At 68.7% G+C, this 26320-nt stretch carries 27 protein-coding genes and 1 pseudogene; 11 read left to right on the forward strand and 17 right to left on the reverse strand.

Annotation, left to right across the window (positions count from 1 at the left end; translation table 11 throughout):
• The first annotated feature begins 339 nt into the window (after positions 1-339).
• Positions 340-2124, forward strand: a complete 1785-nt coding sequence (locus tag LCN96_RS02870; protein ID WP_225271033.1) for a DUF262 domain-containing protein — start codon at positions 340-342, stop codon at positions 2122-2124.
• Between the two features lie 660 nt (positions 2125-2784).
• Here the strand turns inward: LCN96_RS02870 and LCN96_RS02875 are convergent.
• Both LCN96_RS02875 and LCN96_RS02880 read right to left on the reverse strand, forming a co-directional pair.
• The gene (locus LCN96_RS02875) at positions 2785-3843 is read right to left on the reverse strand and encodes a helix-turn-helix domain-containing protein (RefSeq protein WP_225271034.1); all 1059 of its coding nucleotides are present in this window, start codon (positions 3841-3843) and stop codon (positions 2785-2787) included.
• 95 nt (positions 3844-3938) lie between these two features.
• Positions 3939-4670, reverse strand: coding sequence for a hypothetical protein (locus LCN96_RS02880; protein ID WP_225271035.1), 732 nt, complete (start codon positions 4668-4670; stop codon positions 3939-3941).
• Positions 4671-5009: 339 nt separating this feature from the next.
• On the opposite strand from LCN96_RS02880, the gene LCN96_RS02885 reads away from it, so the two are divergent.
• Positions 5010-6113 (forward strand): IS5 family transposase, encoded by a 1104-nt coding sequence (locus LCN96_RS02885; protein ID WP_225275909.1) that lies wholly within the window; start codon positions 5010-5012, stop codon positions 6111-6113.
• Positions 6114-6490: 377 nt separating this feature from the next.
• On the opposite strand, the gene LCN96_RS02890 is transcribed toward LCN96_RS02885, so the two are convergent.
• A complete protein-coding gene (locus LCN96_RS02890) occupies positions 6491-7615 on the reverse strand; it encodes an IS5 family transposase (protein ID WP_225268164.1) in 1125 nt (374 codons plus the stop codon).
• 616 nt (positions 7616-8231) lie between these two features.
• Here LCN96_RS02890 and LCN96_RS02895 point away from each other — a divergent pair.
• The 3 genes from LCN96_RS02895 (at position 8232) to LCN96_RS02905 (ending at position 10710) form a co-directional block, all read left to right on the forward strand.
• Positions 8232-9107, forward strand: coding sequence for an alpha/beta fold hydrolase (locus tag LCN96_RS02895; protein WP_225271036.1), 876 nt, complete (start codon positions 8232-8234; stop codon positions 9105-9107).
• A 98-nt stretch (positions 9108-9205) separates the two neighbouring features.
• Positions 9206-9502: a CsbD family protein gene (locus tag LCN96_RS02900; RefSeq protein ID WP_225271037.1), complete on the forward strand. Its 297-nt coding sequence runs from the start codon at positions 9206-9208 to the stop codon at positions 9500-9502.
• A 200-nt stretch (positions 9503-9702) separates the two neighbouring features.
• The gene (locus LCN96_RS02905) at positions 9703-10710 is read left to right on the forward strand and encodes an RNA polymerase subunit sigma-70 (RefSeq protein ID WP_225271038.1); all 1008 of its coding nucleotides are present in this window, start codon (positions 9703-9705) and stop codon (positions 10708-10710) included.
• A 20-nt stretch (positions 10711-10730) separates the two neighbouring features.
• On the opposite strand, the gene LCN96_RS02910 is transcribed toward LCN96_RS02905, so the two are convergent.
• Both LCN96_RS02910 and LCN96_RS02915 read right to left on the reverse strand, forming a co-directional pair.
• Entirely contained in the window at positions 10731-11315 is a 585-nt protein-coding gene (locus LCN96_RS02910; RefSeq protein ID WP_225271039.1) for a dihydrofolate reductase family protein, read from the reverse strand.
• Positions 11316-11526: 211 nt separating this feature from the next.
• Positions 11527-11706, reverse strand: a pseudogene (locus LCN96_RS02915) (DNA-3-methyladenine glycosylase I); the annotation flags it as partial.
• A gap of 74 nt (positions 11707-11780) precedes the next feature.
• Between LCN96_RS02915 and LCN96_RS56415 the strand changes: the two are divergent.
• Together LCN96_RS56415 and LCN96_RS02920 are read left to right on the forward strand one after the other, a co-directional pair.
• Complete coding sequence (locus LCN96_RS56415; protein WP_263657433.1) at positions 11781-11915, forward strand: hypothetical protein; 135 nt, start codon at positions 11781-11783, stop codon at positions 11913-11915.
• A 107-nt stretch (positions 11916-12022) separates the two neighbouring features.
• Positions 12023-12421 (forward strand): helix-turn-helix domain-containing protein, encoded by a 399-nt coding sequence (locus LCN96_RS02920; protein WP_225271040.1) that lies wholly within the window; start codon positions 12023-12025, stop codon positions 12419-12421.
• An 11-nt stretch (positions 12422-12432) separates the two neighbouring features.
• On the opposite strand, the gene LCN96_RS02925 is transcribed toward LCN96_RS02920, so the two are convergent.
• The 9 genes from LCN96_RS02925 to LCN96_RS02965 all read right to left on the reverse strand — a co-directional run bounded on the left by LCN96_RS02925 (position 12433) and on the right by LCN96_RS02965 (position 20160).
• Positions 12433-13536 (reverse strand): 2-oxo acid dehydrogenase subunit E2, encoded by a 1104-nt coding sequence (locus tag LCN96_RS02925; protein ID WP_225271041.1) that lies wholly within the window; start codon positions 13534-13536, stop codon positions 12433-12435.
• Complete coding sequence (locus LCN96_RS02930) at positions 13533-14534, reverse strand: alpha-ketoacid dehydrogenase subunit beta (protein WP_225271042.1); 1002 nt, start codon at positions 14532-14534, stop codon at positions 13533-13535. Before LCN96_RS02930 ends, LCN96_RS02925 begins: the two co-directional genes overlap by 4 nt.
• Positions 14531-15448, reverse strand: a complete 918-nt coding sequence (locus LCN96_RS02935; RefSeq protein ID WP_225271043.1) for a thiamine pyrophosphate-dependent dehydrogenase E1 component subunit alpha — start codon at positions 15446-15448, stop codon at positions 14531-14533. Before LCN96_RS02935 ends, LCN96_RS02930 begins: the two co-directional genes overlap by 4 nt.
• Positions 15445-15681: an acyl carrier protein gene (locus tag LCN96_RS02940; RefSeq protein ID WP_225271044.1), complete on the reverse strand. Its 237-nt coding sequence runs from the start codon at positions 15679-15681 to the stop codon at positions 15445-15447. Before LCN96_RS02940 ends, LCN96_RS02935 begins: the two co-directional genes overlap by 4 nt.
• A gap of 26 nt (positions 15682-15707) precedes the next feature.
• Complete coding sequence (locus tag LCN96_RS02945; RefSeq protein ID WP_225271045.1) at positions 15708-16814, reverse strand: thioester reductase domain-containing protein; 1107 nt, start codon at positions 16812-16814, stop codon at positions 15708-15710.
• Between the two features lie 27 nt (positions 16815-16841).
• Complete coding sequence (locus tag LCN96_RS02950; protein ID WP_225271046.1) at positions 16842-18137, reverse strand: M28 family metallopeptidase; 1296 nt, start codon at positions 18135-18137, stop codon at positions 16842-16844.
• The gene (locus LCN96_RS02955; RefSeq protein ID WP_225271047.1) at positions 18134-18325 is read right to left on the reverse strand and encodes a hypothetical protein; all 192 of its coding nucleotides are present in this window, start codon (positions 18323-18325) and stop codon (positions 18134-18136) included. Before LCN96_RS02955 ends, LCN96_RS02950 begins: the two co-directional genes overlap by 4 nt.
• A gap of 77 nt (positions 18326-18402) precedes the next feature.
• Positions 18403-18771 (reverse strand): ArsR/SmtB family transcription factor, encoded by a 369-nt coding sequence (locus tag LCN96_RS02960; RefSeq protein ID WP_225271048.1) that lies wholly within the window; start codon positions 18769-18771, stop codon positions 18403-18405.
• A gap of 45 nt (positions 18772-18816) precedes the next feature.
• Positions 18817-20160, reverse strand: a complete 1344-nt coding sequence (locus LCN96_RS02965) for an FAD-dependent oxidoreductase (RefSeq protein ID WP_225271049.1) — start codon at positions 20158-20160, stop codon at positions 18817-18819.
• 293 nt (positions 20161-20453) lie between these two features.
• Here LCN96_RS02965 and sigZ point away from each other — a divergent pair, with 293 nt between their 5' ends.
• Positions 20454-21020: an RNA polymerase sigma factor SigZ gene (sigZ, locus tag LCN96_RS02970; protein WP_225275911.1), complete on the forward strand. Its 567-nt coding sequence runs from the start codon at positions 20454-20456 to the stop codon at positions 21018-21020.
• Positions 21021-21030: 10 nt separating this feature from the next.
• On the opposite strand, the gene LCN96_RS02975 is transcribed toward sigZ, so the two are convergent.
• A complete protein-coding gene (locus LCN96_RS02975; RefSeq protein ID WP_225271050.1) occupies positions 21031-21354 on the reverse strand; it encodes an ArsR/SmtB family transcription factor in 324 nt (107 codons plus the stop codon).
• Between the two features lie 65 nt (positions 21355-21419).
• Here LCN96_RS02975 and LCN96_RS02980 point away from each other — a divergent pair, with 65 nt between their 5' ends.
• The 3 genes from LCN96_RS02980 to LCN96_RS02990 all read left to right on the forward strand — a co-directional run bounded on the left by LCN96_RS02980 (position 21420) and on the right by LCN96_RS02990 (position 23715).
• Positions 21420-22487 (forward strand): flavin-containing monooxygenase, encoded by a 1068-nt coding sequence (locus LCN96_RS02980; RefSeq protein ID WP_225271051.1) that lies wholly within the window; start codon positions 21420-21422, stop codon positions 22485-22487.
• A 71-nt stretch (positions 22488-22558) separates the two neighbouring features.
• Positions 22559-23152: a TetR/AcrR family transcriptional regulator gene (locus LCN96_RS02985; RefSeq protein WP_225271052.1), complete on the forward strand. Its 594-nt coding sequence runs from the start codon at positions 22559-22561 to the stop codon at positions 23150-23152.
• Positions 23152-23715, forward strand: a complete 564-nt coding sequence (locus tag LCN96_RS02990; RefSeq protein ID WP_225271053.1) for a carboxymuconolactone decarboxylase family protein — start codon at positions 23152-23154, stop codon at positions 23713-23715. Before LCN96_RS02985 ends, LCN96_RS02990 begins: the two co-directional genes overlap by 1 nt.
• 55 nt (positions 23716-23770) lie before the next feature.
• On the opposite strand, the gene LCN96_RS02995 is transcribed toward LCN96_RS02990, so the two are convergent.
• A complete protein-coding gene (locus LCN96_RS02995) occupies positions 23771-24085 on the reverse strand; it encodes an SCO4225 family membrane protein (RefSeq protein WP_225271054.1) in 315 nt (104 codons plus the stop codon).
• 21 nt (positions 24086-24106) lie between these two features.
• Positions 24107-26254, reverse strand: a complete 2148-nt coding sequence (gene helR, locus LCN96_RS03000; protein WP_225271055.1) for an RNA polymerase recycling motor ATPase HelR — start codon at positions 26252-26254, stop codon at positions 24107-24109.
• Positions 26255-26320: the final 66 nt, after the last annotated feature.

Below are 26320 nucleotides of genomic sequence, written 5' to 3' on the forward strand. Positions count from 1 at the left end.
GTGGGCTGAAGGTCGCCGGCCCGCCTCAAACATCAGTTAGACACCTGTGTGGAACAGGCAGCCTCTCGTTCTGGAACCCCGCGTGTCCTGCCATCGCCCCGACCCGTCCCCGGGGCAACATGGTTGTATCGCGGCACCGCGACTTAGAACGCTGCGCCGGAAATGACCGGTTCCCACGCGTTGAGCGGCCAGCTGCTGGCAGTGGGGATTGCTTGCCCCGACTCTAGGCGCGCTGCTCAACAGCATGGCACCCAGGGGGTAGTTGAGAACCCCCTGGGTGCCCCATTCCATGGCGGAGAGCATCGGAGTATGCTTGCTATCCCCTCCGAAGGACGAAATATGGCCATCATCAAGCATGCCGCTCGCCAGACCCTCGGGCAACTAATTGGGGCAAATAACCCGGTCGTAACCGTACCGGATGACAGTCAACGCCAATTCGCATGGACAAAGAAGGAAGTGGACACCTTCTGGACCGATGTCGAGAAGTTCTCTAAGTTGCGAGCAACTGGAAGCGAGGCGTCTTCAGAGTACTTTATTGGGCCGATTGTCACCATCACGGACGAGCAAGGCAAAACTAGGGCGCTTCTGGATGGCCAGCAACGCTTGACGACCTCCACCATTCTACTATCAGCCTTGCGTGACGCGCTATGGGGAATTGGAACGGCGGAGTCCAGATTTCAAGCAACGAACCTTCAGAGAGACTATATCGCGAGGAAAGCAAGTCGCCGTCAGCCGATGGAATATTTTCTGACCCTATCGAGATTCGACAAAGCGTTCTTCCGCGACTACATTCAGAATTGGGATGAAGCCCAAGGGCGCCCCGAAAGAGTAGAGAACCCCATCAATCCATCACACCAACTCATTATACAAGCGCGCTCAAATTTTGATCTCAAGGTAGCCCAGAAGCTCACCGAAATAGATGGAATTGAGAATCAGCTTGATTGGGTTGAGGACTTTTCCAACTGCTTGATCGATGGGCTCGTGTTCGTCGAAATACAGACTCCGACATCCAGCGATGCCAACGAGGTCTTCGAGACTATTAACTCTCGCGGCAAAGACCTATCGACGGTCGATCTCGTGAGAAACTTTCTTATGGCAAAGAGCCGAAATGTAGACGAGAAAGAGCGCGTGAATCAAGCCTGGGATTTCCTTCTGCAAGGCTTCGATAAGCGGGAGGAAATCGAGCGTTTCCTGCGCCACTCATGGGTTGCTCGACATGGAGATGTAAAAGCTCACAGCCTATATTCCACAATCCGAGCCAATCTAGAGAAGAGGTTCGAGAAGAAGGCCCAGTCATATTCTGCTCAAAGCTTTGCCGCCGAGTTACAGTCCGACTCAGAGCGTTACATGGATCTAATCGCCTGCACAACAGGTCACACAGGTTTGGATTCGTATCTCGCAGAAGTTAAGGCTTTAGGCGCAGACGCCCTGTACCCGCTCCTCCTCGCAGCGTCTCAAAATAACCAGTATGGCGATCTACAGCAGCTAGCACAAGTCGCCCTGACCTACTACGTAAGGTGGACGGTAGTGGGCCGACGGGAGTCCACCATTCTCGAAGAGGTCATATTCGAGGCAGCAAAGGAGCTTTCTAGCGGATCGCGCGTGGAGTCTGCCTTGGCGCGCATCAGTGATGCACTTCCGAACGATGAAGCCTTTCAGGCGGACTTCAGTAACGTGTCCATATCAAAAAGCTCTCAGGCTCGCTACTTGCTGACGAAAATCGAACGATTCATGCGGCAAGAGAAGGGTGTTGATGAAGTGGAGGTTGCCGGGAGTAAAATAGTGCACGTTGATCATATCTATCCTCAGCATCCTCCTTACGAATGGATTCTCAAGGATCAACCGGGCGACCGACCGGGGGAGCAGCACAGTAAATGGGTCGCGCGCCTAGGTAATCAGACTTTGCTTCACGGAAAGAAGAATGTAGAGGCTTCCAATCGCCCATATCCAGAGAAAAGTGATCTTTATGAAGAGTCGCTTTTCCAGATAACGAGGTCAACTGGCATTCCGAGGGTATGGGATTCAGCGGCGAACTTCTGGCGCACTGAAGGGATTCGGGAACGTCAAGCATTCCTGGCCACCTTGGCCGTGAAGGTCTGGCCAAACGGCGACTCGTTTAGCTAGGGAGCATCAAGAGCGGAGCTTACGGGGGGCTTGGTGTTGACGACCTGGTTACAAATGCTCACCAGTCTGGTGGCTGCCGTTATAGGAGGCGTGATCGCTCCACAGATCACGCAGGCGAGAGAACGTCGTGCTGCACGTGCCTTGGTGCGCGAGCGCGTAGCTGACGTGGAATCGCTACGATGGCTGGAATATCCATATCCTGAGTACAGGCGCGCGTTGGCGGCGCTGGAGGCTGCTGCGCTCATAGCGAGGGTTCCACGCATTGCGGTACGACGTTACGTGCAGGCCGCTTATGCGGCCCGCAGTGCCATGAGGGAAGCCCCAGGCGCAGGGCCGAATGGCGAAGATGCTAGCTACCTGCCCGAGGGCCCCGAAGCCCGCGCCCATGCCGCAGCTCTAGATCAGCTAAGCGCCAGCCTGTGGCATCCGTGGCTTGTCCGGCTGCCGGGAGCCGCTCGCCGCTTTAAAGATGATTAAGTCATCTGGCCGCTTTACCATCGTCCATCATGCGGCGGTCCCCGTAGTAGGGGGATCGATAGCCGGAATACCTTCGCCGGCTTCCGCCTTCCGGCGAGTCTGACGACCGATCTAAGTGGCGGCTTCGGGAGGACAGCGACAGTGCCGCTGCCCCCCGGGAACCTTTTAGACTTCTGAGGTGACCTAATCTAGGTGCTTGTTATCGATCAACAGATTTATTTTAGGGCGTTCATCGATACCTACGGCCAAGATTTGTTCAACAAGAGCACTCGGCAATCTTGCCGTCTCGGTCAGCATTTCTTTCGAAATGCCGATATCGCGGCACACTTCCATTGCCTTGGTCATGAGTACCGGAGTTTCGCGTGATCCAATGTCGAACGGTTCAGGATCACCCCATTGACTCAAAGTGATCATCGCCCGTCGATAAGTGGTGTCGCGAAATATGCCTAGCGAGTGCGCTCGATAAACGAGGGCTTTTAGCGATATTCCCCATCGTCTCTTAAGTATTGCAAGATGTTCCCAATCTAGAGTTCTTGGGAATTCTTGCACGATTTCCTCCGCGGGGGCAAGAAATTCGGCAGCGAAGTCGTGAGCTTGGTTCTCTATGATGCGACTGCCTGGTTCCAAGTCGCGATGCATGATGAGATGGCCGGCTTCGTGTGCAGCGTCGAAGCGCGATCTAGGCTTATCGTTCTTTAGGGGGTTCATGAACACAGTGGCACGTGATCCGTGCCAATGAGAGAAGGCATCAACTCGGCGCGATGCGTTCGGCAGTTGCAATACCACAACGCCGTACGACTCAAGCAGCCGAATAACGTGCGGTATAGGCCCCGATTCTACTCCTAGCGCCCTCCGGGCACTTTGTGCAATAGCTGCCACATCGGCCTTGGTGGGCTCGTGCGGCAAGTCCTCGCGGGGTAGGTTGACTGCAGGTAGATCCACATAGCGCTCGATCGCCGAAACAAATCGCATGGCAAGTTTGCCGAATGCTATTACCTCATCCCGCTCCAATTGTGTGGTTGCCCGAAGACTTCTAAAATGCGCCGGACTTATTGCTTCCTCAGGATGCCCGATGCGGAAGAAGTCCGCGGGCATTGCCAGAGCTAGGGCAAGCTTACTAACGACACCGGGTGACGGCTTAGCTTGCCCTAGCTCATATTGCGTAATTGCAGCTGGAGTTACTCCTACCTCACGCGCAAGTTCGTTCTTGCGGCGGCGGCGCAACTGGCGTGCAATTGTCAAGGCATGAGGATCAAACGCTTGGGCTGCTAGCACCGAAGAGTTGACTCCACGCCGGGAAATGGTGACCTCCCAAACTTACGACAGGGCCTGCCCCCTTATCGGGTGCCGCTCTGTCCCTCTTTCTCCGTTCGACGAGGGGTGACCTGCGGCTCGGGCGCCGGTAGATCGGAGTGCGCAGGTCCCGACGCGGGCGGCCGCACCGGACGTGGCCCGGGAGCGACAGGAACATCGCTTCCTCTACCGAAGTCTTCGACGTCGCCCCCATCACTCCAGATGCAGCGCACCTCCAACCATGGACTACCGCCCTCGCGATGGTCGCGAGGAATCCCCGCAGAGATCGTTGCCTGGCCGGTCTCGGAACTCCCGCTGTGAACGAAACGAATGTGCCTGAACGGCGGGATGATGGCGGCGAACGCCGGCCCGAGGTTTTCGTCATCGTCGAGAAGGAGTTGAGCGTCGGTGTGGCTGTTCTCTACAGCCCCCCGCAGTTTGGCCTCACTCGTTGTCCAGTCGATCAGCTCGACGCTAACGTTGACCGCTGACCCCGGGAGCTTGTACTGCCGCATGACCAGGCCGTCGCAGCTCACCTCCAGCGCGTTGTTGATCAGCCTGGCGTCCACGGCAGGCAGATCGCGGAGTTCGGCGACGGCACGATTGGCGATGTTGCGCGAGATCGCCATCCCGAACAACGTGGCGTCATCGCCGAGCTCCGGTTCGAACCGGTCGGCGTTGACTCGATAGACCTCCCGTATGAGGCGGACCATCACGTCCAGGACCCCTCTACGGTGAAGGTGCCTCAGCACCTCATCAAGGAAGCTCGTCGTCACGCGAGCAAAGTTAGCAGATAGCCCCTATGTTGTGCGCGAGAATCAAGTGAACCTGTTGTTCTATACGTTCAACATCAAGGTCATCGGAACGCAGGGCTGCTAGAGGGGCGCGGGGACAGGCTTCCATGCCCACTTAAGTCGATCACGGAGGTGATGGCCCCCTCTGAGAGCCTGCTGACAAAGGGATTTGGTGTTGGGGCTCGGGTCAGAAGAGCGCCGTGCTGTGGTCATGATTGGGCTGTTGACCCGTGAACGCGAGCGGGCTCCCGGTAGCTGAGGTGTTGTCTAAGCAGCTCAGCGGCCAGGAGCCCGTGGTTGTCTGTCTACACGCCCGTGGCCGTGAACGCCAGCGGTTGCGCCTCACCGGGGTGCGGATGTCGCGGCCGGAAACCGGCATATCCGTCGGATCTGACCGATGCCGAGTGGTTGGTGCTGGAGGGCGAGGCGCGGGGTGTGATGGCCGAGCTGGTCGCGGTCGCGGGCCGGCCGATGGTGCACGACCTGCGAGCTGTGCTGGACGGGATCGGTTATGTGACCCGGTACGGGATCGAGTGGCGGGCCCTGCCGGTCGACTTCCCGCCGCACGAGGCGGTGTATGCGTTCTTCCTGCGCTGGTCGCGGCGTGGTCTGCCGGAACAGCTGGCCGCGCGGCTGCGCGGGCGGCTGCGTGTCCTGGCCGGCCGGCGTGAGCTGCCGACGGCTGGGTGTGTCGACTCCCAGACCGTCCGGGCGGCCGAGACCATCGGGGCGGCGGCCTGCGGGTACGACGCGGGCAAGAAGCTGAAGGGGCAGAAACGGCACGTCGTGGTAGACACCCTCGGGCTGCTGTTGTGCGTGATCGTCACCGCCGCGTCCGTGCAGGACCGCGACGGCGCGCATCCGGTCCTGGCGCTGCTGCGCGAGAAGTTCTCCACCATCGGCCTGGTCTGGGCCGACGGCGGCTACGCCGGACGGCTGCAGGTCTGGGCCCGGCAGGTCCTCGGCCTGGCGGTCACGATCGTCAAGCGCAGCGACGACCTGCGCGGCTTCGTGGTGCTGCCCCGCAGGTGGGTGGTGGAAAGAACGTTCGCCTGGCTGGTCCGCTACCGCCGCCTGGCGCGGATCTACGAACGCAAGCCTGCCCATCACGAGGCCATGATCTGGTGGGCCACCGTGCACCAGATGACCCGCCGCCTGACACGCGAGCTGGCAGGCCTGCCCTCCCCAAGCCGCTGGAGCGGCCCGCCGCCGCTACCGGTCTTGTCCAGCCCCGACCGGCGCGGCAAGGTCCTGCAACTCCTGGCCGCTCAGCCGTGGCGAGTCTGGCGAGGCAGCGAGCTGGCCGCCATCCTCAAGATCGAGAACGTCAACAGCTTCCGCGTTCAGCTATCCCAATGGTCCCACCAGGGCTACATCAACAAGCTCGGACCGGCTCTCTACGGGCCCACGCCCGCCAGCACTTAAGCCTTTGTCAGCAGGCTCTGAGTGCCCCGCAGACAGGCGTTCGCAGCGAGGTTGGATACCTAAGACCCGCGGCAAGATGGTCTTGTCTACAGGGTTCTCAGTCTTGATCGCTTCCATCTGCGCCGAATACGTGCGGAGTCAGCGGGTTCTTAGGACAAAAGACCAGGTGAGGGCCGATCTCGGAAGTGCCCTGTAAAACCGTCGGCTCAGCCTACGCAAGTTCGAACCTTGCACCTGCCACACCAGCGGGAAGAGGCCCGTCACCAGCGGAAACGCGGTGGCGGGCCTCTCGCGTTGTGCCCGACGTCCACGGGTGGCACCCGCGCCCCACGGCTGATCGTTCTCGGGGCATTCTCTAAGAGCCTGTTGGCAGAGGCTTAAGCCGCTGTCGGCACTGGCCCGTAGAGGGCTGGTCCGATCTTGTTGATGTGGCCCTGGTGGGACCATTGGGACAGTTGGACGCGGAAGCTGTTGACGTTGTCGATGGCGAGGATGGCGGCCAGTTCGGTGCCTTTCCAGGCGCGCCAGGGCTGGGCTGCCAGGAGCTCCAGGACCTTGCCTCGCCTGTCGGGGCTGGTCAAGCACGGGAGCGGTGGCGGGCCGCCCCAACGGCGATTGGGCGGTTGACCTGCGAGTTCTCGGGTGAGGCGGCGGGTCATCTGATGAACGGCCGCCCACCAGATCATCGCTTCGTGATGGGCGGGCCGCCGTTCGTAGCACCGCACCAGGCGGCGGTGCCGCATCAGCCAGGCCAGACTCCGCTCGACGACCCATCTGCGGGGCAGGACGACGAAGCCTTTCATGTCGTCGGTGCGCCTGACGACGGCCACGGTGATCTTCAGGGCCTTGGCTGCCCAGGTCACGAGTCGTCCGGCATAGCCGCCGTCGGCCCACACCAGCGTGATGGTGGAGAACTTCCCCCGCAGGAGGGCCAGGAGCGGGTGAGCGCCATCGCGGTCCTGGACCGAGGCGGCAGTCACCAGCACGGTCAGCAGTAGCCCGAGCGTGTCGACCGCGACGTGCCGCTTCTGCCCCTTGATCTTTTTCCCGCCATCGAAACCGCTGTCGGCGGCACCGATGGTCTCGCTCGCTTTCACACTCTGCGCGTCGATGATCGCGGCCGTCGGTGTCTCCTTCCGTCCCGCGGCGACGCGGATCCGACCGCGGAGCCGATCGGCCAGCCGTGCCGGCAGTCCCCGCTCCGACCAGCGCTCGAAGAACGCATAGACCGCCGTCCAGGGCGGGAAGTCCACCGGCAGCGCCCGCCATTCGATCCCGTACCTGGTCACATAGCCGATCGCATCCACCACCGCCCGAAGATCATGTTTCATCGGGCCGCCTGGACCCTTGCGCAGCTCGGCCATGACAGCCTCGGCCTCGGGCAGCAACACCTCCCACTGCGCATCAGACAGATCAGACGGATAGGGACACGAACGGCTCCAGCAGCCACAACCGGGCACGGCGCAACTGGCGGAGCCCGGCGGAAACCGGTAGACAGTCATCCAAGGGCTTCTGATGGGCGAGAGACGTAGACACTCCCTCAACTATCAGAAGCCCTCTTCCGTCCCCGAAATCGCCACGCATCACACCAAACCCTCTGCTAACAGGCTCTAACGATCATGGCCGGTGAACCACAGCCCTGGGATAGGTCGGTGGCGCAACCCCCACAACGCGCGTCTACCCCCGGGAAGGGACATCACCGACCCCTCCTAAAAACATTCAAGCGCCCTGGGGCGGCAACGCAGCTACTCCGACAGCACCCTCGCCGATCTTCACGCGCTTGGCAGGCGTGTGCCGGCTGGGGAGGCTGCCAGACTGGACAGCAGCTTGAGGCGCTCTACTGGGATGCTGCCAGGTTCGGCGGTGTAGGCGGCGAGGTCCCACCTCTGCGCGGAGGCCCACCCCGCGCGGAGGCCCACGCTTGCCCGATGACCTCCTGCACCGCCCCCACGGGCTCGCCCTGCCGGACCGACAGGGGCAAGGTCGCCGTCCCGAACCACGCCACAGGCGGGCTGCCTGACGTGAGGCCGGATCCTCCTGCGTGCCCTGGCGCCCTGGTCGTCCTCACCCGAGCTGGGTGGTGCTGCCGGAACCGACTTCGAAGGAGGCCCGATAAGCATGCCTGCACTGCCCGCGCCGCTGGCGCACCGCACGATCGACGTCGACGGAGTGGAGATCTTCTATCGGGAGGCCGGGCCGCCGGATGCGCCGGTGTTCCTGCTGCCGCACGGCTACCCCTGCTCCTCCTACGAGTTCCGCAACCTCATGCCCGCCCTCGGTGACCGCTGGCGGCTGCTCGCCCCGGACCTGCCGGGCTTCGGTTACAGCGCCACCCCCGAGGACTTCTCCTACACCTTCGACGGCTATGCCACCTTTCTCGAACGCTTCACCCAGGTGATGAACCTGCCGCGCTACGCCCTCTACCTGCACGACTACGGCTCCCAGTTCGGCTTGCGCCTGGCCCTGCGCGCCCCGGAGAAGGTCACCGCGCTCGTCATCCAGAACGGTGACATCTACGAGGACGAGCTGGGCCCGAAGTACGCCTGGCTCAAGGAGTTCTGGGCCGACCCCACCGACGAGGGCCGGGCCAAGCTGGCGCAGAACGTCTCCGAGGACGGTTTCCGCAGCGAGTTCGTCGGCGAACTACCCGCGCACCTGGCCGAACGCGTCAGCCCGGACCTGTGGAAACTCCACTGGGCCCTGATGGACACCCCCGAGCGCCGCCGCAACATCGCGGGCCTGTTCGAAGATCAGGCGACGACCCTGGGCTGGTTCCCCGCAGAACAGGCGTACCTGCGCGAACACCAGCCTCCCACCCTGATCGTCTGGGGGCCGCACGACGGCTACATGTCCGGAGGATCGGCGCGGGCCTACCTGCGCGACCTGCCGGACGCCGAACTGCACCTGCTCGACGCCGGTCACTGGGCGCTGGAGACCAGCCTCGCGGAGATGGTCCCCCTGATCCGCGACTTCCTCGGCCGCGTCCCGTCCTGAGCGGGCCCCGCGATGGCGGGCGCGCCGTTGATCGTCCTTTCGGCATCAGCTTGACCTGACCGCCGACGGCACACTACTCAAGGTGGTCGACTTCGGCCTTGCCCACCTGCACCAGCCCCGACCCGGCCGACAAGGCACGCAAGAAGATCCGGGACGCCGCCGGCAAGCTCGCCGAAGGGAGAGTCCAGGAAGCCCGCGGGAAGCTGCAGGAACTCGGTGAGGACCTCGCCGAAGCCCGCAGGGGAGGCGAACTCGCCGACGGTCCGCTGACTGCCCTCCTGGCCGGGGCGGGTTTCCGATGGAGGCGTCGCCGGCTCACGAACATCACGGTGCGGATCGCCGTACTGAAGCGGTTCTGGCAGAAGGCCTCCGCGCACTCGGCCCAGCTGCCTTGATCCGTCCACCCGGTTGCGACCACCAGAGCCCGGTGAACGACTGATCGAGGTCGTGCCCGACCCCGAACATGTCCTCTGTATCGACCCGGCCCATCCGGCCCTGGCGAACGCCCCGGTGTCCGTGGCTGCACCGCTCAGAAAATCCCCGCCGCGTCGTCAGTTCTGGCAGTCCCTCGTCACCCGCGGAAGGATGGACGACCATGACCGAGGCCAGACAGCCAGGCGACGACGAGGCCGCGTTCATCGCGGCGGCCCGCTCGAACGATGCGGCCCGGTTCGCGCTCATCACGGAGCGCTACCGGCGTGAGCTGCAGGTGCACTGCTATCGGATGCTCGCCAACTACGACGACGCCCAGGACCTGACGCAGGAGACGTTCCTGCGGGTGTGGCACAGGCGGGAGTCGTTCCAGGGCCGTGCCGCGCTGCGGACCTGGCTGTACCGGATCGCGACGAACGCCTGCCTGGACTTCCTGGACAAGCGCAACGACCGCACGCCCGTGCCCGCCGAGCTGCCGGGTGCGGGCTGGGAGGTGCACTACCTGCAGCCCTATCCGGATCGGATGCTGCCGGAGGATCCGCAGGAGTCGGTGGTGGCGCGGGAGACGATCGAGCTGGCGTTCATCGTCGCCGTCCAGCACCTGCCGGCGCGGCAGCGGGCGGTGTTCATCCTGCGCGACGTCCTGGGCTGGCCGGCGGCGCAGGCCGCCGGCGCCCTCGGGCTGAGCGTCGCCTCGGTGACCAGCGCTCTGCAGCGGGCGCGCGTGACGGTGCGCGGGCAGCTGCCCGGCCGTCGCCTGGACTGGCGCGGCGCTGCCACGTACGAGCTGTCGGACGAGGAGCGCGTCGTGGTGAAGTCGTACATCGACGCCCATGAGCGTAACGATCTCGACGGGTTGATGGCCCTGTTGCGCGCCGACCTGCGCTTCACGATGCTGCCCGAGCCGGGTGCCTTGGTCGTCACGGCCGAGGACGCGGTGGACGGCTGGGTCTCCAGCGGGCTCTTCCGGCGCGGTTACGACGACTGGCGGTGCATCGCCACGACGGTCAACCGCATGCCCGCCGCCGCGCTGTACCTGCGCGGTCCCGGCGATCGGGAGCACCGGTTGTTCAACATCGCGGTCCTGCACATCGTCGAGGGGAAGATCGCCGAGCTCACCGGGTTCGACGCCACCGGCAAGCCCTGGCTGGGCCTGCCCGCGACGTTGTGATCAGAGCAACCGTGGCCTGCTCATCGTCTCGTCTCGTATCGGGTCAGCACCACGCCGCCGGGGAAGGTCCGCGTCTCGATCAGGTTCAGGTTCACCCAGTTGTCCAGGGCGGTGAAGAACGGCGTGCCGCCGCCCACCAGGACCGGCTGGGTGACCAGTGCGTACTCGTCGATCAGGCCGGCCCGCATGGCCGCCCCGGCGAGTGTCGCGCCGGCGATGTCCATCGGGCCGCCGTCCTCTGCCTTGAGCCGGGCGATCTCGGTGATCGCGTCGCCGGTGACCAGGCGGGTGTTCCAGTCGACCTTGTCGATCGTGGAGGAGAACACCACCTTCGGCATGTCCCGCCACAGGCGCGCGTAGGCGATCTCCGCCGGGGTGGCGCCGGGCCGCTGGTCGCCGGTCGGCCAGTGGGAGCTCATCGCCTCCCACAGCTTGCGTCCGTACAGGGTCAGCTCGCTCGCCCGCATCTGGTCGTACCAATACTGGAACAGCTCGGCGCTCGGCGAGGAGTCCGGTCCCTCCCCTCCGCTCCAGCTGATGTCGTCGCCGGGGGCGGCGATGTAGCCGTCCAGGGTCACGTTCATGGCGAAGATCAGTTTGCGCATCGGGCCAGCCTTCCGTGAGTCGGATCTCACAAGTACAGACGGGTGAGGCGCGGAACCCTAATCGGTGCGTGATCTGCGCCGTGGGCGGTCCTCGCGTTCCGGAACCAGCGTCGGCGTAGTCCGTGGGATCGAGCACCATCGGCCGGACCTCGATCTCACCCTCGCGAACGCCTGGATCACGAGAATGCCGCTCGCCCTGCGCCCATGAGGGTCAGGGGCGGACGAACGCTTCGCGGGCCGAGTGGGCCTCCGCCCGGATGACGCACTCCTTGACGTGATCGTTGATCAGCCCCATCGCCTGCAGGAACGCGTACACGGTGGTCGGGCCGACGAACTTCCAGCCCTGCTTACGCAGATCCTTCGACAGCGCGACCGAGGCAGACGACGTCGAGACAGTCTGCGGCCGGGAGGGGCGCGGTGGGCGGCGAACGACGCCGGGGCCGGACCGGGCACTACGCTCGCAGGATGGACGACGATGAGCGCATCATCCGGCTGTGGAGTGACGCCGAGCTCGCTGTCGCGACTGGTCTCATCGTTGTGTTGATCCTCCTGCCCACCGTCATCTGGCTCGCCGTGGTGATGCTGCGCCGCCGCAGATGACCGGCGTCGGGTCCGCTCGCGCCCGTCAGGTGAGACGAGCGGGCCGGGCGGACGGCCGTCGTGGCACCATCGTGCTCCCGGCGGATCAGCATCGTGGAGGTAGGCGAGTGGCTGAGCGAGAGTTCGGCTCCCTGCTGCGGGAGTTGCGCGTGGGTGCGCAGCTGACGATCGAGGAGCTGTCGGAGTCCTCGGGGGTGAGCGTCCGGGCGATCGGCGACATGGAGCGCGGCAAGGTCAGCTCCCCGCAGCGCCGCACCGCGGAGGCTCTGGCGGACGGGCTGCGGCTGGTGGCCGAGGAGCGGGCGAGGTTCCTGGCTACGGTGAAGACCCGGCCGCGAGCAGGGGCGCTGGCGCAGCTGCCGGCCGATCTGCCGGTGTTCACCGGGCGCCGGGACGAGTTGCGGCAGGCTCTGGCGTTCCTGGAGCAGGAGGGGCAGGATGCCCGTGCCGTGGTCATCGCGATCGTCGGGGCTGCCGAGGGCGGGGCGCGTCCAGGTGGTCGCTGATCCGGTCGTGCTCATGGGCGCTGAACCTCCGGTGCGGGCTCCCCGGCGAGGGCGGCGGGTGATTCGAGGACGGTCTTGAGGTCGGTGAGCAGGGCCATCGCGGCCCGGCCTGTGACGGTGCGGTGGTCGTAGACGATGCTGATCGTGGCCACCTTGCGGGCACGTACCTGACCGGTGCTGGTGAGCGTCAGCTCCTGGCGGGTGCCCGCCAGGGTCAGCGCGCAGGTGGTGCCGGGCAGCACGATCGGGCCGGCCAGGACGATGTCCGGGACGTTGTGCAGGGACAACAGGATGTTCGGGTGCCGGAGGTCGGCCTCGGTGAAGCTGCCGTCCATGGCCTTGGCCTTGTGGCGGGTCAGGGCGCGGGCGATGTCCGCGCACGTCAGAGCCTCGGCGTCGGTGATCACCGGGATGTAGAGCCCCTGGCCGAGGTCGAGGGTGACGCCCACGTCGGAGGTCGTCGGCAGGGTCGCGGTGCGTTCGTCGAGGCGCGTGGCGAAGCAGAGCGGGTGTGCCGTGCGGAGCCCGGCGATGGCCTTGATGACCAGCTCGGGCAGCCCGATGTGTCGTTTGCTCACCCTGGAAAGGCGGTGCGCCGTGCTGAGGGCGTCGCCGACGCGGACGGTGATCGCGGCGAACGCCGCCGGGATGTCCCGGTGGGAGAGCGCCACCACGGAGGCCACGGCCTGCTGGTTCCTGGAGAAGCGGTGCACGGGCTGATCGGCCGCGAGCGCTTCGACGTCCCTGCGCTGGATCAGCGGCTTGTCGAGACAGAGCAGGTCGGCTTCCGGGATGCCCAGTTCGAGGGCCAGCGCCCTGGCCGGCTCGGTGATCACGGCGAGCTGCCGGGGCGCCGGCACGGGCGTGACCGGCGGCGACACCGCCGCCGCGAGGACCTGGCCGATGACGTCGCCGCAGCAGCACTCGCCGCCCGCCGCGACGCTCTGGTGCAGGACGCCGTCGCCGGGGCTGAGCAGCTCCTGGGTGGCCTTGGACGTCTCGATCTCGGCGATCGGGTCGCCGGCGGCGACCTCGCTCCCCGGCGGGACGAGCCAGCAGGCCAGCGTGTACGAGCTGTCGTTGTCGTTGAGTTTCGGCACCACGATGTCGCTCATCCGGCGGTCACCTCTTTGACGGCTCTGGCGATGTCGGTGTCCTGGACGAGGACCTCGCGTTCGAGATGGGGCGCGGCGGCGATGACCGCGTCGGCCGAGTGGACCAGGCGGACGGGGGCGCGCAGGTCGTCCCAGAGGGCGGTGTGCAGCTGCTGGGCCAGCTCGCTGCCCCAGGTGCCCCCGGCGGTGCTCTCCTCCACGACGCACACGCGCCCCGCGGCGGCCAGGACGGGCAGCAACGGCTGGAGGTCGAACGGGTACAGGCGCGAGGGGACGAGAACCTCACAGGTGATCTCGTCGGTGAGCAGCACGGAACGGGTGGCGGCCAGGGCCCGCTCGGCGACGCCGCCCGGCGCGACGAGCACGCAGTCGGCCCTGCCCGCCCCCTCGACGGTGAAGCGGGCGCACGGGTCGAGGGTGCCGAGGCCGGTGCGGTGGAAGAGGGTGTCGTGGGCGTGCATGCGCCGCCCGTACAGGACCTTGTCCTCGAAGAGGATGGCGGGGTGGCCGAGTGACAGCATGCGGCGCAGCAGGGTGGTGTGGTCGTGGAACGCGGACGTCTCGAACAACGACAGGCCCGGCACGCCGACGAAGTGCTTCTGCGGGCTGCCGCTGTGGGTCGGGCCGTAACCGCGCCCGCCGCCGACGGGGCAGCGGATCACCAGGTGCAGGGGGACGCGGCGGCCGTACATGGACACGGACCGGCCGGCGAAGCTGACGATCTGGTCGAAGGCCAGGGCGATGAAGTCGCCGAACATGATCTCGACGATCGCCTTGCCGCCCGCCAGCGCGAGCCCGGCGCCGGCGCCCACGATCGCGCCCTCGCTGATCGGGGTGGCGCGGACCCGTCCGGGAAAGGCGCCGCTCAGGCCGCGGGTCGCCTTGAAGGCGCCGCCGTATGGGTCGGCGACGTCCTCACCCAGGAGGTGGAGGTGCTCGTCGGCGGCCATCACCGAGTGCAGCGCCGCGTTGAGGTCCGCCACGACGCGAGCCGTCATCGGCACCCCCGATCCGCCCACACCGACCGCGGCCGGGCGGCCACCTCGCGGGCCACGGCCGCCACCTGCTCGCGGATGCGCTCGTCGGCCTGGCGGAAACGCTCGTCCTGGACGGCGGGGTACCAGTCGTGCTCGGCCGCCGCCGCCAGCACCTCGGCCGGCCGGGTGTCGTCGCCCTTGCTGTGCGGCCCGAGGCGGTGTGTCACGAACTCCACCACCAGCGGCGCCGGCCCGGACCGGGCGGCGGCCAGGAGCGGTTCGAGCAGGGCGCGGATCTCGCCGAGGTCCTGGGAGGTGACGCGCGCGTGCTCGATGCCGAACGCCGCCGCGCGGCCCGCCACCGAGCCGGCCAGCTGCAGCTCGGTGGGCGTGGACTGGGCGATGCCGTTGTGCTCGGCCACCACCAGGAGCGGCAGCCGCCACAGGGCCGCCAGGTTGAGCGCCTCGTAGACCGCGCCCTCCCCCCACGTGCCGTCGCCGATGTGGGCGACGGCCAGCGCGCCCGCCTCGGCACGCGACAGGTGCAGGGCCACGCCGGCCGCCACCGGCAGGCTCTGGCCCTGCACGCCGGTGGACAGGAAGCCGTCGCGCAGGATGTGCTGGCTGCCGCCCACCCCGTTGCACACCGCGCCCTCGCGGCCCATGATCTCCGCCAGCAGCCCCGCCGGGTCCGCGAAGCGGGCCAGGTAGTGGCCGTGGCCGCGGTGGTTGGAGAAGACGAAGTCGTCGGGGCGCAGCAGGGTGCGCAGGGCGACCGGGATGTACTCCTGGCCCAGGCAGGTGTGCGTGGTGCCGCTCAGCTCGCCGGCCGCGAACAGCTCCAGCAGTTGCTGCTCGAAGTGCCGGATGAGGAGCAGCAGCTCCAGGTCCGCCTCGCTCGCGCCGAGCGGGGGCCGCTCCTGGACGGTGGTCACCTGGCCTGCTCGATCGCGGTGGCGAACGCGCCCAGGTGCGGCCCGATCAGCAGCAGCTGCCTGGGCAGGGTGCAGCCGAAGGCGTGCTCGATGGCGCCGAACAACCGCACCTGGGCCAGCGAGTCCCAGCTCTCGGTGTCCTCCGGCAAGGTGTCGAGACCGTTGGCCGGCGGGACGCCCATGACCTTGGCGAAGATCGTGGTGACGCGTTCGGCTGTTGCGGTGTGTTCCATGTGCGTGGTCCTCGGATGTGGATGGGTCATCCCGTGCTCGTCCGGATCGGGGCCGGGAGGAAGCCGGTTGACCGTAGCTGTCGTACGTACTTGCCGAGGAGGGGTGTGTCGACCGGCGGGTAGCGCAGGCCCAGCCGGTCGAGGGCGGTGGTGGTCAGCGGGGCGAGGAAGCGCGGCCTGCCACCCAGGACCCGCTCCACCATCAGGGGGAGCAGCCGGAGGATGGGGTCGCAGTCCGGCCGCTCGCCGTGGTGCCGCAGGGTCGCGGCCCACTCGTCCAGGGGAACGACGCTGACGGGCTCGCCGAGCGCCGCCGCGACCTCCGCCATCCGGACCGGCCGGGGGTGGCGGAGGTGCGCGACGGGCCCGGTCAGGCCGGTCCCGGGGGTGGCCGTGAGGGCGAGGACGGCTTCGGCGGCGAAGTCGACCGGCGTCATGTTCACCGGGGCGTCCGGGAGGACACCGGTGGTCAGCGCCGACCGTACGAGGAGCCAGAAGTCGTCCCCGTCGGGCTGGCACGCGCCGCTGCGGCTGTCACCCGCGACGCGGTCCAGCCGCAGGACGGCCGCCGGCAGCCCGTCCTCCCGTGCCCGCAGGACCAGCAGCTCACCGGCGCGCTTGGTCTGCCCGTAACCGGAGACGGGCTGGAGCGCCCCCTCCGGCGACGTGCTCTCGTCGGCCGTGCCGTCGGCCGGACCGAACACCTCCGACGTCGAGACGTAGACGACGGCGGCCTTGCCTGCGCCCGCCAGCCGGAGGATCTCCCGGGTGCCTGCCACGTTGGTCGCCTGCAGCATGCGGCTCGGACGCAGGAGGTTGACCTCCGCTCCCGAGTGGAGGACGGCGGTGACGGCGCCGGCCAGCTCGTCGAACCGGCTCCGCGCCAGGCCCAGCGCCGGGGCCGCCAGGTCGCCGGGGACGGGCACGATCCTCGACGGGTCCGGCGTGCCCAGGCCGTAGCGGGACTGGGCTGCCTGTAGTCGCCGCAGGACGGCTTCCGCGGTCTCGCCACGGGCCAGGCAGTGGATGCGAGCCTGGGTGCCTTCCAGGAGCTTGTGCAGGAGGAAGGCGCCGATGAAGCCGGTCGCTCCGGTGAGCAGCACGTCGGACCCGAGGCGGTTACTCTCAGTCACAAATCATGACTGTAGCATTACTCACAGTTACCGAGCTAGGGGCTTTTCTTGACCCCGGTCAGGCGGTCCCCAGGGGGTCGTCGATGAGGTGGCGCCACCGGCCCTCCGCGTCCCGCAGGTCGTTTGAAAGGCCAGCCAGGTGGTGGCGACCAGGAGCCGGGCCGCGGCCAGCAGCGTGTCGGGCTGGACGCGCTCGGGCGTCTCGGCGGGCGTCTGGTAGCCGGGCATGCCCATGCCGATGCCCACCGCGGCCAGCCCGGCGGCGGCGTAGCGCCGGTTGTCGGAGGCCATCGCGCCCGCCCGCAACGGCACGCCGGTGAGCCGGGCGGCCTGGTCCAGGACGGCCAGCAGCCGGTGGGCGGGTCCGCCCGCCTCGACGGAGGCGGCCTGGTGCAGCATGGCGGCCCCGTCCAGGTTGATCACCTGCGTGCCGGGCGGCAGCGAGGCGGCATGGTGGGCGGAGCCCCACGCGCCCGCCTCCTCGGCGTCCAGGAACGCCACCGTCACCCCCGCCCGCGACAGGACGCGGGCGGCCTCCAGGACCGCGGCCACGCCGGAGGCGTTGTCGGCGGCTGCGGGCAACCGCCTGTCGGGGTCGTCGCCGACGCCGTCGTAGTGCGCGGTCAGCAGCACCCGCGTCCGGTCCGCGAGCTCGCCGCCGGGGGCCGGGAAGCGGGCGAGGACGTTGTGGCCGTCGACGGTGACCTGCCGCAGCGGCATCGACGCGGTCACCTGCACCGCTTCGCAGGCCAGCAGCTCCCGGTGCAGGTCGGAGCGCAGGGCGAGGACGGGCATCCGGCGGGCGGGCGGCCCGGCGATCATCTTGGGTAGCCACCCCTCGGCGTCGCCGTCGCGGGCGGTGAGTACGCCGGCCGCGCCGTGGGCCTCGGCCCGGTCGCAGGCCCGCACCCAGTCGCCCGGCTCCGCCAGCACCCACCGGTCGCGCAGGTCGGGGTGCGCGGCGGGCACCAGGGGTGCCGTGCGGGCGGTGGGCAACTCGGCGGAGGCGAGGTGCTCGGCGAAGTCGCGGCGATGCTCCAGCCGGCGCGTCACCCCGCCGGTCCGCCACCGCAGCAGCGGCGTGTCGTAGAGCTCCCGCACGCCTGTCACGGTGAAGCCGGACGACTCCACCTCGGCGCCCAGCTCGGCCAGCCGCTCGCCGAGCCAGGCCGCGGCGGCGCGACCGCCGGGCGTGCCCACGCGCCGCCCGGCGTAACGGTCATCGGCCAGCTCGCGGACCGTGGCCTGCATCTGCTCCTTCGAGACGCGCTCCAGCAGGTCTGCCAGGCGCGGGTCCGCGTGCGTCGCCGTGACGGAGGTCATCCACAACATCCGGTGGCGGTGGGCGCGGGCTCCTGGCCGCAGCAGCCGGACTGCTGCGTCGCCGCCGGGCTGCCGCAGCAGCCGGACTCCTGCGTCGCGGCCTGGCTGCCGCAGCAACCTCCGGCCGCGGGCGGCGCGAACGCCTCGTGCGGGTCGCCGAGGAAGCCGCCGCTGCTCTGGTCGGTCATCGTGGACTCCTTCATTGGTTAGATAAATGTCTAATCACGGGGCATGCCGGCACGCTGGTCGCAACCACGTCAGAGCGTCAGGCCGTGACGAGCTGACCGGCCGTCGCCGGCTCGGCCAGCGGGCTGAACAGGGCGCCCAGCTTGGCCACGGTGCCGGGGACGATGCGGTAGTAGACCCAGGTGCCACGGCGTTCGCCGTCGATGAGCCCGGCAGTGCGCAGCACCTTGAGGTGATGGGAGATGGTGGGCGCGGTCAGGTCGAAGGCGTCGGTCAGGTCGCACACGCACGCCTCGCCGCCCGCGTGGGAGCCGATCATCGACAGCAGTCGCAGGCGTACGGGGTCGGCCACCGCCTTGAGCAGGGAGGCCAGCTCGGTGGCGTCGTTCTCGCTGAGCGGCTCCCGGGTGATCGGGGCGCAGCACCTCGCGTTCGCGGTGACGGTCACGGCGACACCTCCTGATTCGACAACTGTCTAAATGATAGGCGATGGTCAGCCGCAGCAGCTTCCGCCGGTGGACACCTCGGCCAGCGGCAGCGGGGTGGACAGCAGGCCGCCGCTGAGGCCGGTCGCCAGGCCGACCCGCTGCTCCTGCGCCTCGGCCAGGCCGGCTGAGCACACGCCGGTCTCGGGCAGTTCGAGCCGTACGTCGCGGGCCGCCTCCCAGTCGCCGGCCAGCGCGGCCACGACGGAGCGGGCCTGCTCGTAGCCGGTGGCCAGCAGGAAGGTGGGGGCGCGGCCGTAGCTCTTGACGCCGATGGCGTAGTAGCCGGGCTCGGGATGGGCCAGCTCGTCGGCGCCGTGGGCCGGGACGGTGCCACAGGAGTGCTGGTTGGGGTCGATGAGCGGGGCCAGGGCGCGGGTGGAGCCGAGGATCGGGTCCAGGTCGAGCCGCAGCTCGGCGGCGATGGTGTGGTCGGGACGGTAGCCGGTGGCGCTCACGATCAGGTCGGCGGTGACCGACTGCTCGTGCCCGGACGGGTCGCGGCTGATCACCTCGACGCCCTCGCCGGTGGGGTGCACGCGGTGGACGAAGAAGCCGGTCAGGAGCTGGATGCGGCCGGAGGTGACCAGGGCGTGCAGGCGGGTGCCGAGCGCGCCGCGAGCGGGGAGCGCGTCGGCGTCGCCGCCCCCGTACGCGCGGCGGGCGTCGCCCGCGCGGATGGCCCAGGTGATCGAGGTGCCGTCGAGCTCGGAGAGGGCGAGCAGGGTGGTGGCCGCCGAGTGGCCGGCGCCGACGACCAGGACGCGCTTGCCCTCGTAACGGTGCCGGTCGGCGCCGAGGACGTCGGGCAGCGCGTGGTCGATGAGGCCGGCGGCGCTCTCCTCGCCGTGGGCGGGCAGGCCGCTGGCGCCGAGCACGTTCGGGCTCAGGTAGGTGCCGGAGGCGTCGATGACGGCGCGGGCCCGCAGCTCGGTGCCGTCGTCCAGGCGGATGAGGAACGGGGCGTGCTCACGGCCGCCGGTGCGGACGCGGTCGTAGCCGAGGCGGCTGATCGCGGTGACCGCGACGCCGGTGCGGACGCGTTCGCCCAGGACCTTGGCCAGCGGGTCGAGGTAGTCGGCGATGAGCTCGGCGCCGGTGGGCAGCCAGTCGGGGTCGGGCGCGGTCCAGCCGTCGGCCTCCAGCAGGCGGCGGGCGGCGGTGTCGATGTCGTACTTCCACGGGCTGAACACCCGCACGTGCCCCCATCGCGCCACCGACGCGGCGACTCGGTCGCCCGACTCCAGGATCACGAAGTCGAGGCCGCGCTCGGCCAGGTGCGCGCCGGCGGCGAGCCCGACCGGGCCCGCGCCGATCACGACGACGGGGCTGCCGCTGTAACTGTCACTCATGAGTGGCCCCTGAATAGATGCCTGTCGAATCAGCTCCGAGTCTGGACCGCCGCTTAGAAGTTTGTCAAATTAGAAGTACATCTAAGCAGCGGGTGCGTCCTTCGCCGGCGAGCAGCGTCTCCTCCATGACACGTTCACCATCGGAAAGGGAAAGATCATGGAGCTCTGCTGCACCCCGGAACAGCTCGCCACCTGCTGCGCGCCCGAGGCCAAGCCTGCCTGCTGCGACGCGGCGGCGACCGAGGACGCCTGCGGTTGCTGACGTAGCCCTGGAGGAAGGAGGCGGGTCGGTGATGGCGCGGACCGATGACCTGATCGAGGTGTGGCAGGCGATGCGCGAGCGGCTGCTCGGCTTCGTCGCCTCGCGGGTGGACGACCTTCAGGACGCGGAGGACATCGTCCAGGAGGTGTTCATCAAGATGAGCAGGGGGGTCGGCGGGCTGCGCGACGAGCAGCGGCTGGAGGCGTGGCTCTACCAGTTGACCCGCAACGCGATCACCGACCACGGCCGCGCCCGCGTCCGCGCCGGGAACCTGCGCGCCCGGCTGGCGGCCGAGCGCGCCGTGCCGCGAGCCGAGGAGCCGTCCGCTCTCTCGGCGCTCACCGGGTGCCTGGCGCCGCTGCTCGACCGGCTGCCCGAGCGTGACCGTCAGGCCATCAGGCTGGTGGAGTACGACGGGCTGACGCAGAGCGAGGCGGCGCGCCGCCTGGGCATCTCCGTGTCGGGGATGAAGTCGCGCGTGCAGCGGGCCCGCGGGCGGCTGCGTGAGCTGCTCATCGGCTGCTGCGCGGTGGCGATGGACGTGCGCGGCGCCGTACGGGACGTACGGGTGGACAGGTCTTGTTCCTGCGCCGACTGAGGGCGGCCGGTCAGCCGCACTCGTCCGCACCCGGCGGGCAGCAGGCGTTGAGGCTGGTGTGCAGGTCCATGAGTGCCTTACGGATCCGCGCGGCGTCGGCGCGGTAGTAGACCGTCTTCCACTCCCGCCGCGAGGTCAGCACCCCGCCGTCGCGCAGCGTCGCCAGGTGGGTGGAGGTGGCCGACTGGGCCAGCGACATGCGCTCGGACACCTCGTTCACGGTCAGCTCGACCCCGCCGGCGAACAGCTCCATGATCTGCTGGCGCGTCTCGCTGGCCAGCGCCTTGAGGAAGCCGCGAGCCTCGGTGCTCAGCTCGATCGCGTTCGTCGCCATGGTCATAGCATCACCCCACCCTCATCATATTGTGATTTCCAGATACGAGGATATGATGCGGCGGCATGGACACCATCGTCATCGGCGCCGGCCAGTCCGGCCTGGCCGCCGCCCGCGCCCTGCTCCAGCGCGGCCTCACCCCCGTGATCCTGGAAGCGGGCGACGAGCCGACCGGCTCCTGGGCGAGCTACTACGACAGCCTCACGCTCTTCTCGCCCGCCGCCTACAGCGCCCTGTCCGGCCAGGCGTTCCCCGGCGACCCCGGCCACTACCCCACCCGGGACGAGGTCGTCGCCTACCTGCGCCGCTACGCCGACAGCCTCGGCGTGGAGATCCGCACCGGCACGCGCGTCAGCGCGGTCGAGCCCGACGGCGCCGGCGGCTTTCTGGTGCATCCCGCGAGCGGCGACACCCTGCGCACCAGAGGCGTCGTGGCCGCCACCGGCTCCTTCGGCAACCCGTACACCCCCGCACTCCCCGGTCAGGACGGCTTCACCGGCCAGGCCCTGCACGTGGCCGGCTATCGCGATCCCAAGCAGCACGCCGGACAGCGGGTCGTGGTGGTGGGCGGCGGCAACTCGGCCGTCCAGGTCGCCTACGAGCTGGCCGAGGTGGCCACCGTCACCATCGCCTCCCGCCGGCCGCTGCAGCTCTTCCCGCAGGTGATCGGCGGCAAGGACGCGCACTACTGGCACACCACCACCGGCTTCGACGCCCTGCCGCCGCACTGGCTGGCCCGCATCGCCACCGGCACCCTCGTGCTCGACACCGGCGACTACGCCGCCTCGCTCTCCGACGGCCGGATGGACCGGCGACCCATGTTCTCCGGCTTCGAGGGGCATCAGGTGGTGTGGGCGGACGGGAGCCGCGAATCCGTGGACGTGGTCATCTACGCCACCGGTTACCTTCCGTGTCTGGGGTATCTGGCCCCGCTCGGCGCCCTGGACGCCCATGGGCTGCCTCTGCACGCCGGCGGGATCTCCATCACTCATCCGGGGCTCGCCTACGTGGGCCTGGAGTTCCAGCGGTCGTTCGCCTCGAACACGTTGCGTGGCGTGCACCGCGACGCCGAGCACATCGCTGCCCCGCTGGCCGCGTACGCCGGGGGCGCCCTGGCCGCCTACGGGCTCTGATCCCGGGGATTGCCCTCACGGGTCATCATCGCTTAACTTGGACCAGTCGTTCCAAGATAAGGAGGTGACGGATGCCCGACATCAAGCATTTCGATCCCGAGGCGACCCTGGACCAGGTGGTGGACCTGTTCTGGCGGCGCGGGGCCGACGCCACCGGCATCGCCGACGTCGTCCAGACGACGGGGCTGAGCCGCTCCAGCCTGTACGCCACCTTCGGCGGCAAGGCCCAGCTCCAGGCCGCCGCGCTGGGCCGGTACCTGGAGCGGCGATCGCGGCCGGTGTTCGAGACGTTGGCCGCCGACGACCGCGGGGTGCCGGCCGTCGCCGCGTTCTTCGAGCGGCTGGTGGCGGCGCGGTGTTCGGGCGAGCACGCCCGCTGGGGGTGCCTGGTCACCAACACCCACGCCACCGCCGGCGGCGAGCTGCCGGAGGTCAGGGAGATCCTGGACCGGCACCACGACGCGCTGCGGGCGGCGCTGCGGGCCGCGCTGGTGGTGGCCCGCGCGAAAGGGCAGCTCCGGGCCGGGGTGGACGTGGAGGCGGCGGCGGAGGCGCTGACTCTGCAGGCCTACGCGGTCAACCTGCGCTCGCGTGCCGGTGCCGAGGCGGGCGTTCTGCTGGCGGGCGTGCGTGCCGTGCTGGATGGGTTGACTGAGGAGAGATGATGAGCGGTTTTCGTACCTACGACGAGAGTGACGCCCCTGAGGCGGCCCGCCCCATGCTGGAGGCGGCCAAGAAGCGGATGGGGTTCGTGACCACGCTGAACGGGGTGATGGCCGAGTCGCCTGAGCTGCTGGCCGGGTACAACGCGCTGGCCGAGCAGTTCGGCAGGTCGTCGTTGCCCGCGGTGGCCAAGCAGGTGGTGCTGATCACGGCCAGTGTGGAGAACGGTTGCGAGTACTGCGTGGCCGCGCACTCCACGCTGGCGTTGCGGGCCCGGGTGCCCGCCGAGGTGGTCGAGGCGCTGCGTGCGGGGCGGCCGCTCGCCGACGAGGCGCTGGAGGCGGTGCGCCGGCTGACGCGTGCGGTGGTGACGCGGCGGGGCTGGGTGGAGGAGGCCGAGATCGAGGCGTTCCTGGCCGCCGGTCACACCCGCCGCCACGTGCTGGACATCGTGCTCGGCGTCGGCATGAAGACCCTGTCGAACTACACCAACCACCTCGCGCACACCCCGCTGGACCCGGCCTGGCAGGGCCAGGAGTGGACCCGGGAGCAGGCGGCGCTCTGATCACCTCGCCTCGGACAGCGCCTTCGCGGCCACCATCCCCCGGGCAGCACCGAGGTCAGGCGGCCCGGCGATCCGGGAGCGCGGGGCCGCGCAGGACCCGCCACAGCACGTACGCCTGCAGCAGCCCCACCCCCGTGAGCAGCACGATCAGCAGGACGGGATCCTCCAGCCCGGGCGGCACCAGCTCCCACCCCCACCAGATGAGCGGCCCGAGGGGAAAGGTCACCAGCATCAGGGCGAGGCCGGACAGCAGGATCGGGTCCTGCACGGTGAGCAGGGTGACCACCGAGACGACGCCGAGCAGCAGCACCAGAGCGGCGTACGCGAGGGCGAGCACCCCCGCGAGCCGGCCGTTCCTGTAACGCCTCATGCGCCCGGCCTCTCCCGACAGTCAGCTCGTGAGGACGACGAGCCGCTGCGTGGCCCGGGTCATCGCGACGTACCGATCGACGGCACCCTCGATGCCGTCGCCGAACGAGTCCGGGTCCACGAGCACGACCAGGTCGAACTCCAGCCCCTTCGACAGCTCCGGCGTCAGCGACCGTACCCGGGGCAGCTCCTCGAACGCGGGATCGCCGATCACGCACGCGGTCCCGTCGGCGTGCGCGGCGAGCCAGGTGTCCAGGATCGAGGTCAGGTCGGAGACGGAGCCGTGGGTGACGGGCACGCCGGTGCTCCGGATGGAGGCCGGGACGTTGGCGTCCGGGAGCGCGGCCCGGATGACGGGCTCGGCCTCCGTCATGATCTCCTCAGGGGTGCGGTAGTTGACGGTGAGCGAGGCCAGGGTGACCTGGTCGAGCCCGATCCGCTTCAGCCGCTCCTGCCACGACTCGGTGAACCCGTGCCTGGCCTGCGCGCGGTCCCCGACGATGGTGAAGCTCCTGGACGGGCAGCGCTGCAGCAACATCTGCCACTGCGCGTCGGTGAGCTCCTGGGCCTCGTCCACGACGATGTGCGCGAACGGGCCGGCGAGCAGGTCCGGGTCGGCGGTGGGCAGGGCGCTCTCGTCCACCAGGCTGCTGCGCAGGTCCTCGCCGCGCAACATCGTGACCAGGCCCTCGCCGTCGTCGTCGGCTTCGAGCAGGTTGTCGACGACGTGCGACATGCGCTCGCGTTCGGCGGCGACGGCGGCCTCCTGCCGGCGCCTGCGCCGGGACTCCTCCGGGTCGCCGAGCCGCTGGCGGGCCGCGTCCAGGAGGGGCAGGTCCGAGACCGTCCACGCCTGCGGCTCGGCGCGCTGCAGCCGCCGGATCTCGTCGGGGCTCAGCCACGGGGCGCACAAGCGCAGGTAGGCGGGCACGGACCAGAGGTCCCCGACGAGGTCGGCGGCCTCGATCAGCGGCCAGGCGCGGTTGAAGGTCGTCAGCAGCTCCCTGTTGCGCAGGAGGGACTTGCGCAGCAGGTCGGGGGAGAGGTCCTCGTCGTCGTGCTTGTCGATGAGGATCGTCAGCAGTTCCTCCCAGATCCGGTCGCGCGCCTCGTTGTGCGGGGTGCCGGGGTCCGGCGCCGCGAACGCCTCGGCCCAGTCTTCGGCGCTCAGCCAGATGTCGGACCAGTGGGTGGTGACCGTCATGCCCTTGGTGGGCGGGTTCTCATAGAACCTGACGGCCGGCTCGATCGCCCGCACGAGGTCCGCTGAGGACTTCAGCCGCGCCACCTCAGGGTCGGGCTCGGCTGTCGCCTCGGCTCCCTCGGCCACGAGGTCGCGCAGCGTGCACGTCTGTACGCCCTCCTCGCCCAGACTGGGCAGGACGTCGGCGACGTAGGCCAGGTAGGGCTGGTGCGGGCCGACGAACAGCACGCCGCCCCTGCGGTGACCGAGGCGGGGGTCGGAGTAGAGGAGGTAGGCGGAGCGGTGCAGCGCGACGACGGTCTTGCCGGTGCCGGGGCCGCCGTCCACGACGAGGGCGCCACGGGAGCCGGCGCGGATGATGGCGTCCTGGTCGGCCTGGATGGTGGCGAGCACGTCGCGCATCCGGGGCGAGCGGCTGCTGCCCAGGCTGGCGATGAACGCGGACTGGTCGTCGAGCGCGGCGTGCCCCTCGACGCCGCCCTCGGTGAACACCTCGTCCCAGTAGTCGCTGATCCGGCCACGGGTCCAGCGGTACCGGCGGCGGCTGGCCAGACCCATGGGGTTGCCGTGGGTGGCGCCGAAGAACGGCTCGGCGGCGGGTGAGCGCCAGTCGAGCAGCAGGCGGCGGCCCTGGCTGTCGGTGAGGCCGAGGCGGCCGATGTAGACGGGCTCGGGGTCGTCCGCGCCGACCATGTGCCCGAGACACAGGTCCAGGCCGAAGCGGCGCAGCGCGCGCAGCCTGGCGGTCAGCCGGTGGATCTCCAGGTCGCGGTCCAGCGCCTGGCGGCCCGCGCCGCCGGGGGCCTTGCGCTCGGCGTCGAGGCGCTCGGACAGCTCGGCGATCGCCTGGGTGAGGCTCTCCTCGATGGCCGCGAAGTGCCGCTCGTCGCGGGCGATCAGCGCCGGGTCGGCCTTGGCGGCGAGGTGGGCGGGAAGGTCGAACGCGCTGGTGGTCAGCGGATTCACGGTCGGCGGCTCCGATCTGGGGTGGTTCGCGGCGGTGGCCTCGGCCGTTGATTCTGCGGCACGACC

This window comes from Nonomuraea gerenzanensis, from assembly GCF_020215645.1.
Classification (GTDB): Bacteria; Actinomycetota; Actinomycetes; order Streptosporangiales; family Streptosporangiaceae; genus Nonomuraea; species Nonomuraea gerenzanensis.

Coding starts and splice junctions, on each gene's coding strand:
- LCN96_RS02870 (WP_225271033.1), top strand. CDS start 340: ATGGCCATCATCAAGCATGCCGCTCGCCAGACCCTCGGGCAACTAATT.
- LCN96_RS02890 (WP_225268164.1), bottom strand. CDS start 7,615: ATGACTGTCTACCGGTTTCCGCCGGGCTCCGCCAGTTGCGCCGTGCCC.
- LCN96_RS02895 (WP_225271036.1), top strand. CDS start 8,232: ATGCCTGCACTGCCCGCGCCGCTGGCGCACCGCACGATCGACGTCGAC.
- LCN96_RS02905 (WP_225271038.1), top strand. CDS start 9,703: ATGACCGAGGCCAGACAGCCAGGCGACGACGAGGCCGCGTTCATCGCG.
- LCN96_RS02910 (WP_225271039.1), bottom strand. CDS start 11,315: ATGCGCAAACTGATCTTCGCCATGAACGTGACCCTGGACGGCTACATC.
- LCN96_RS56415 (WP_263657433.1), top strand. CDS start 11,781: ATGGACGACGATGAGCGCATCATCCGGCTGTGGAGTGACGCCGAGCTC.
- LCN96_RS02925 (WP_225271041.1), bottom strand. CDS start 13,536: ATGAGCGACATCGTGGTGCCGAAACTCAACGACAACGACAGCTCGTAC.
- LCN96_RS02930 (WP_225271042.1), bottom strand. CDS start 14,534: ATGACGGCTCGCGTCGTGGCGGACCTCAACGCGGCGCTGCACTCGGTG.
- LCN96_RS02940 (WP_225271044.1), bottom strand. CDS start 15,681: ATGGAACACACCGCAACAGCCGAACGCGTCACCACGATCTTCGCCAAG.
- LCN96_RS02950 (WP_225271046.1), bottom strand. CDS start 18,137: ATGACCTCCGTCACGGCGACGCACGCGGACCCGCGCCTGGCAGACCTG.
- LCN96_RS02955 (WP_225271047.1), bottom strand. CDS start 18,325: ATGACCGACCAGAGCAGCGGCGGCTTCCTCGGCGACCCGCACGAGGCG.
- LCN96_RS02965 (WP_225271049.1), bottom strand. CDS start 20,160: ATGAGTGACAGTTACAGCGGCAGCCCCGTCGTCGTGATCGGCGCGGGC.
- sigZ (WP_225275911.1), top strand. CDS start 20,454: ATGGCGCGGACCGATGACCTGATCGAGGTGTGGCAGGCGATGCGCGAG.
- LCN96_RS02975 (WP_225271050.1), bottom strand. CDS start 21,354: ATGGCGACGAACGCGATCGAGCTGAGCACCGAGGCTCGCGGCTTCCTC.
- LCN96_RS02980 (WP_225271051.1), top strand. CDS start 21,420: ATGGACACCATCGTCATCGGCGCCGGCCAGTCCGGCCTGGCCGCCGCC.
- LCN96_RS02985 (WP_225271052.1), top strand. CDS start 22,559: ATGCCCGACATCAAGCATTTCGATCCCGAGGCGACCCTGGACCAGGTG.
- LCN96_RS02990 (WP_225271053.1), top strand. CDS start 23,152: ATGAGCGGTTTTCGTACCTACGACGAGAGTGACGCCCCTGAGGCGGCC.
- LCN96_RS02995 (WP_225271054.1), bottom strand. CDS start 24,085: ATGAGGCGTTACAGGAACGGCCGGCTCGCGGGGGTGCTCGCCCTCGCG.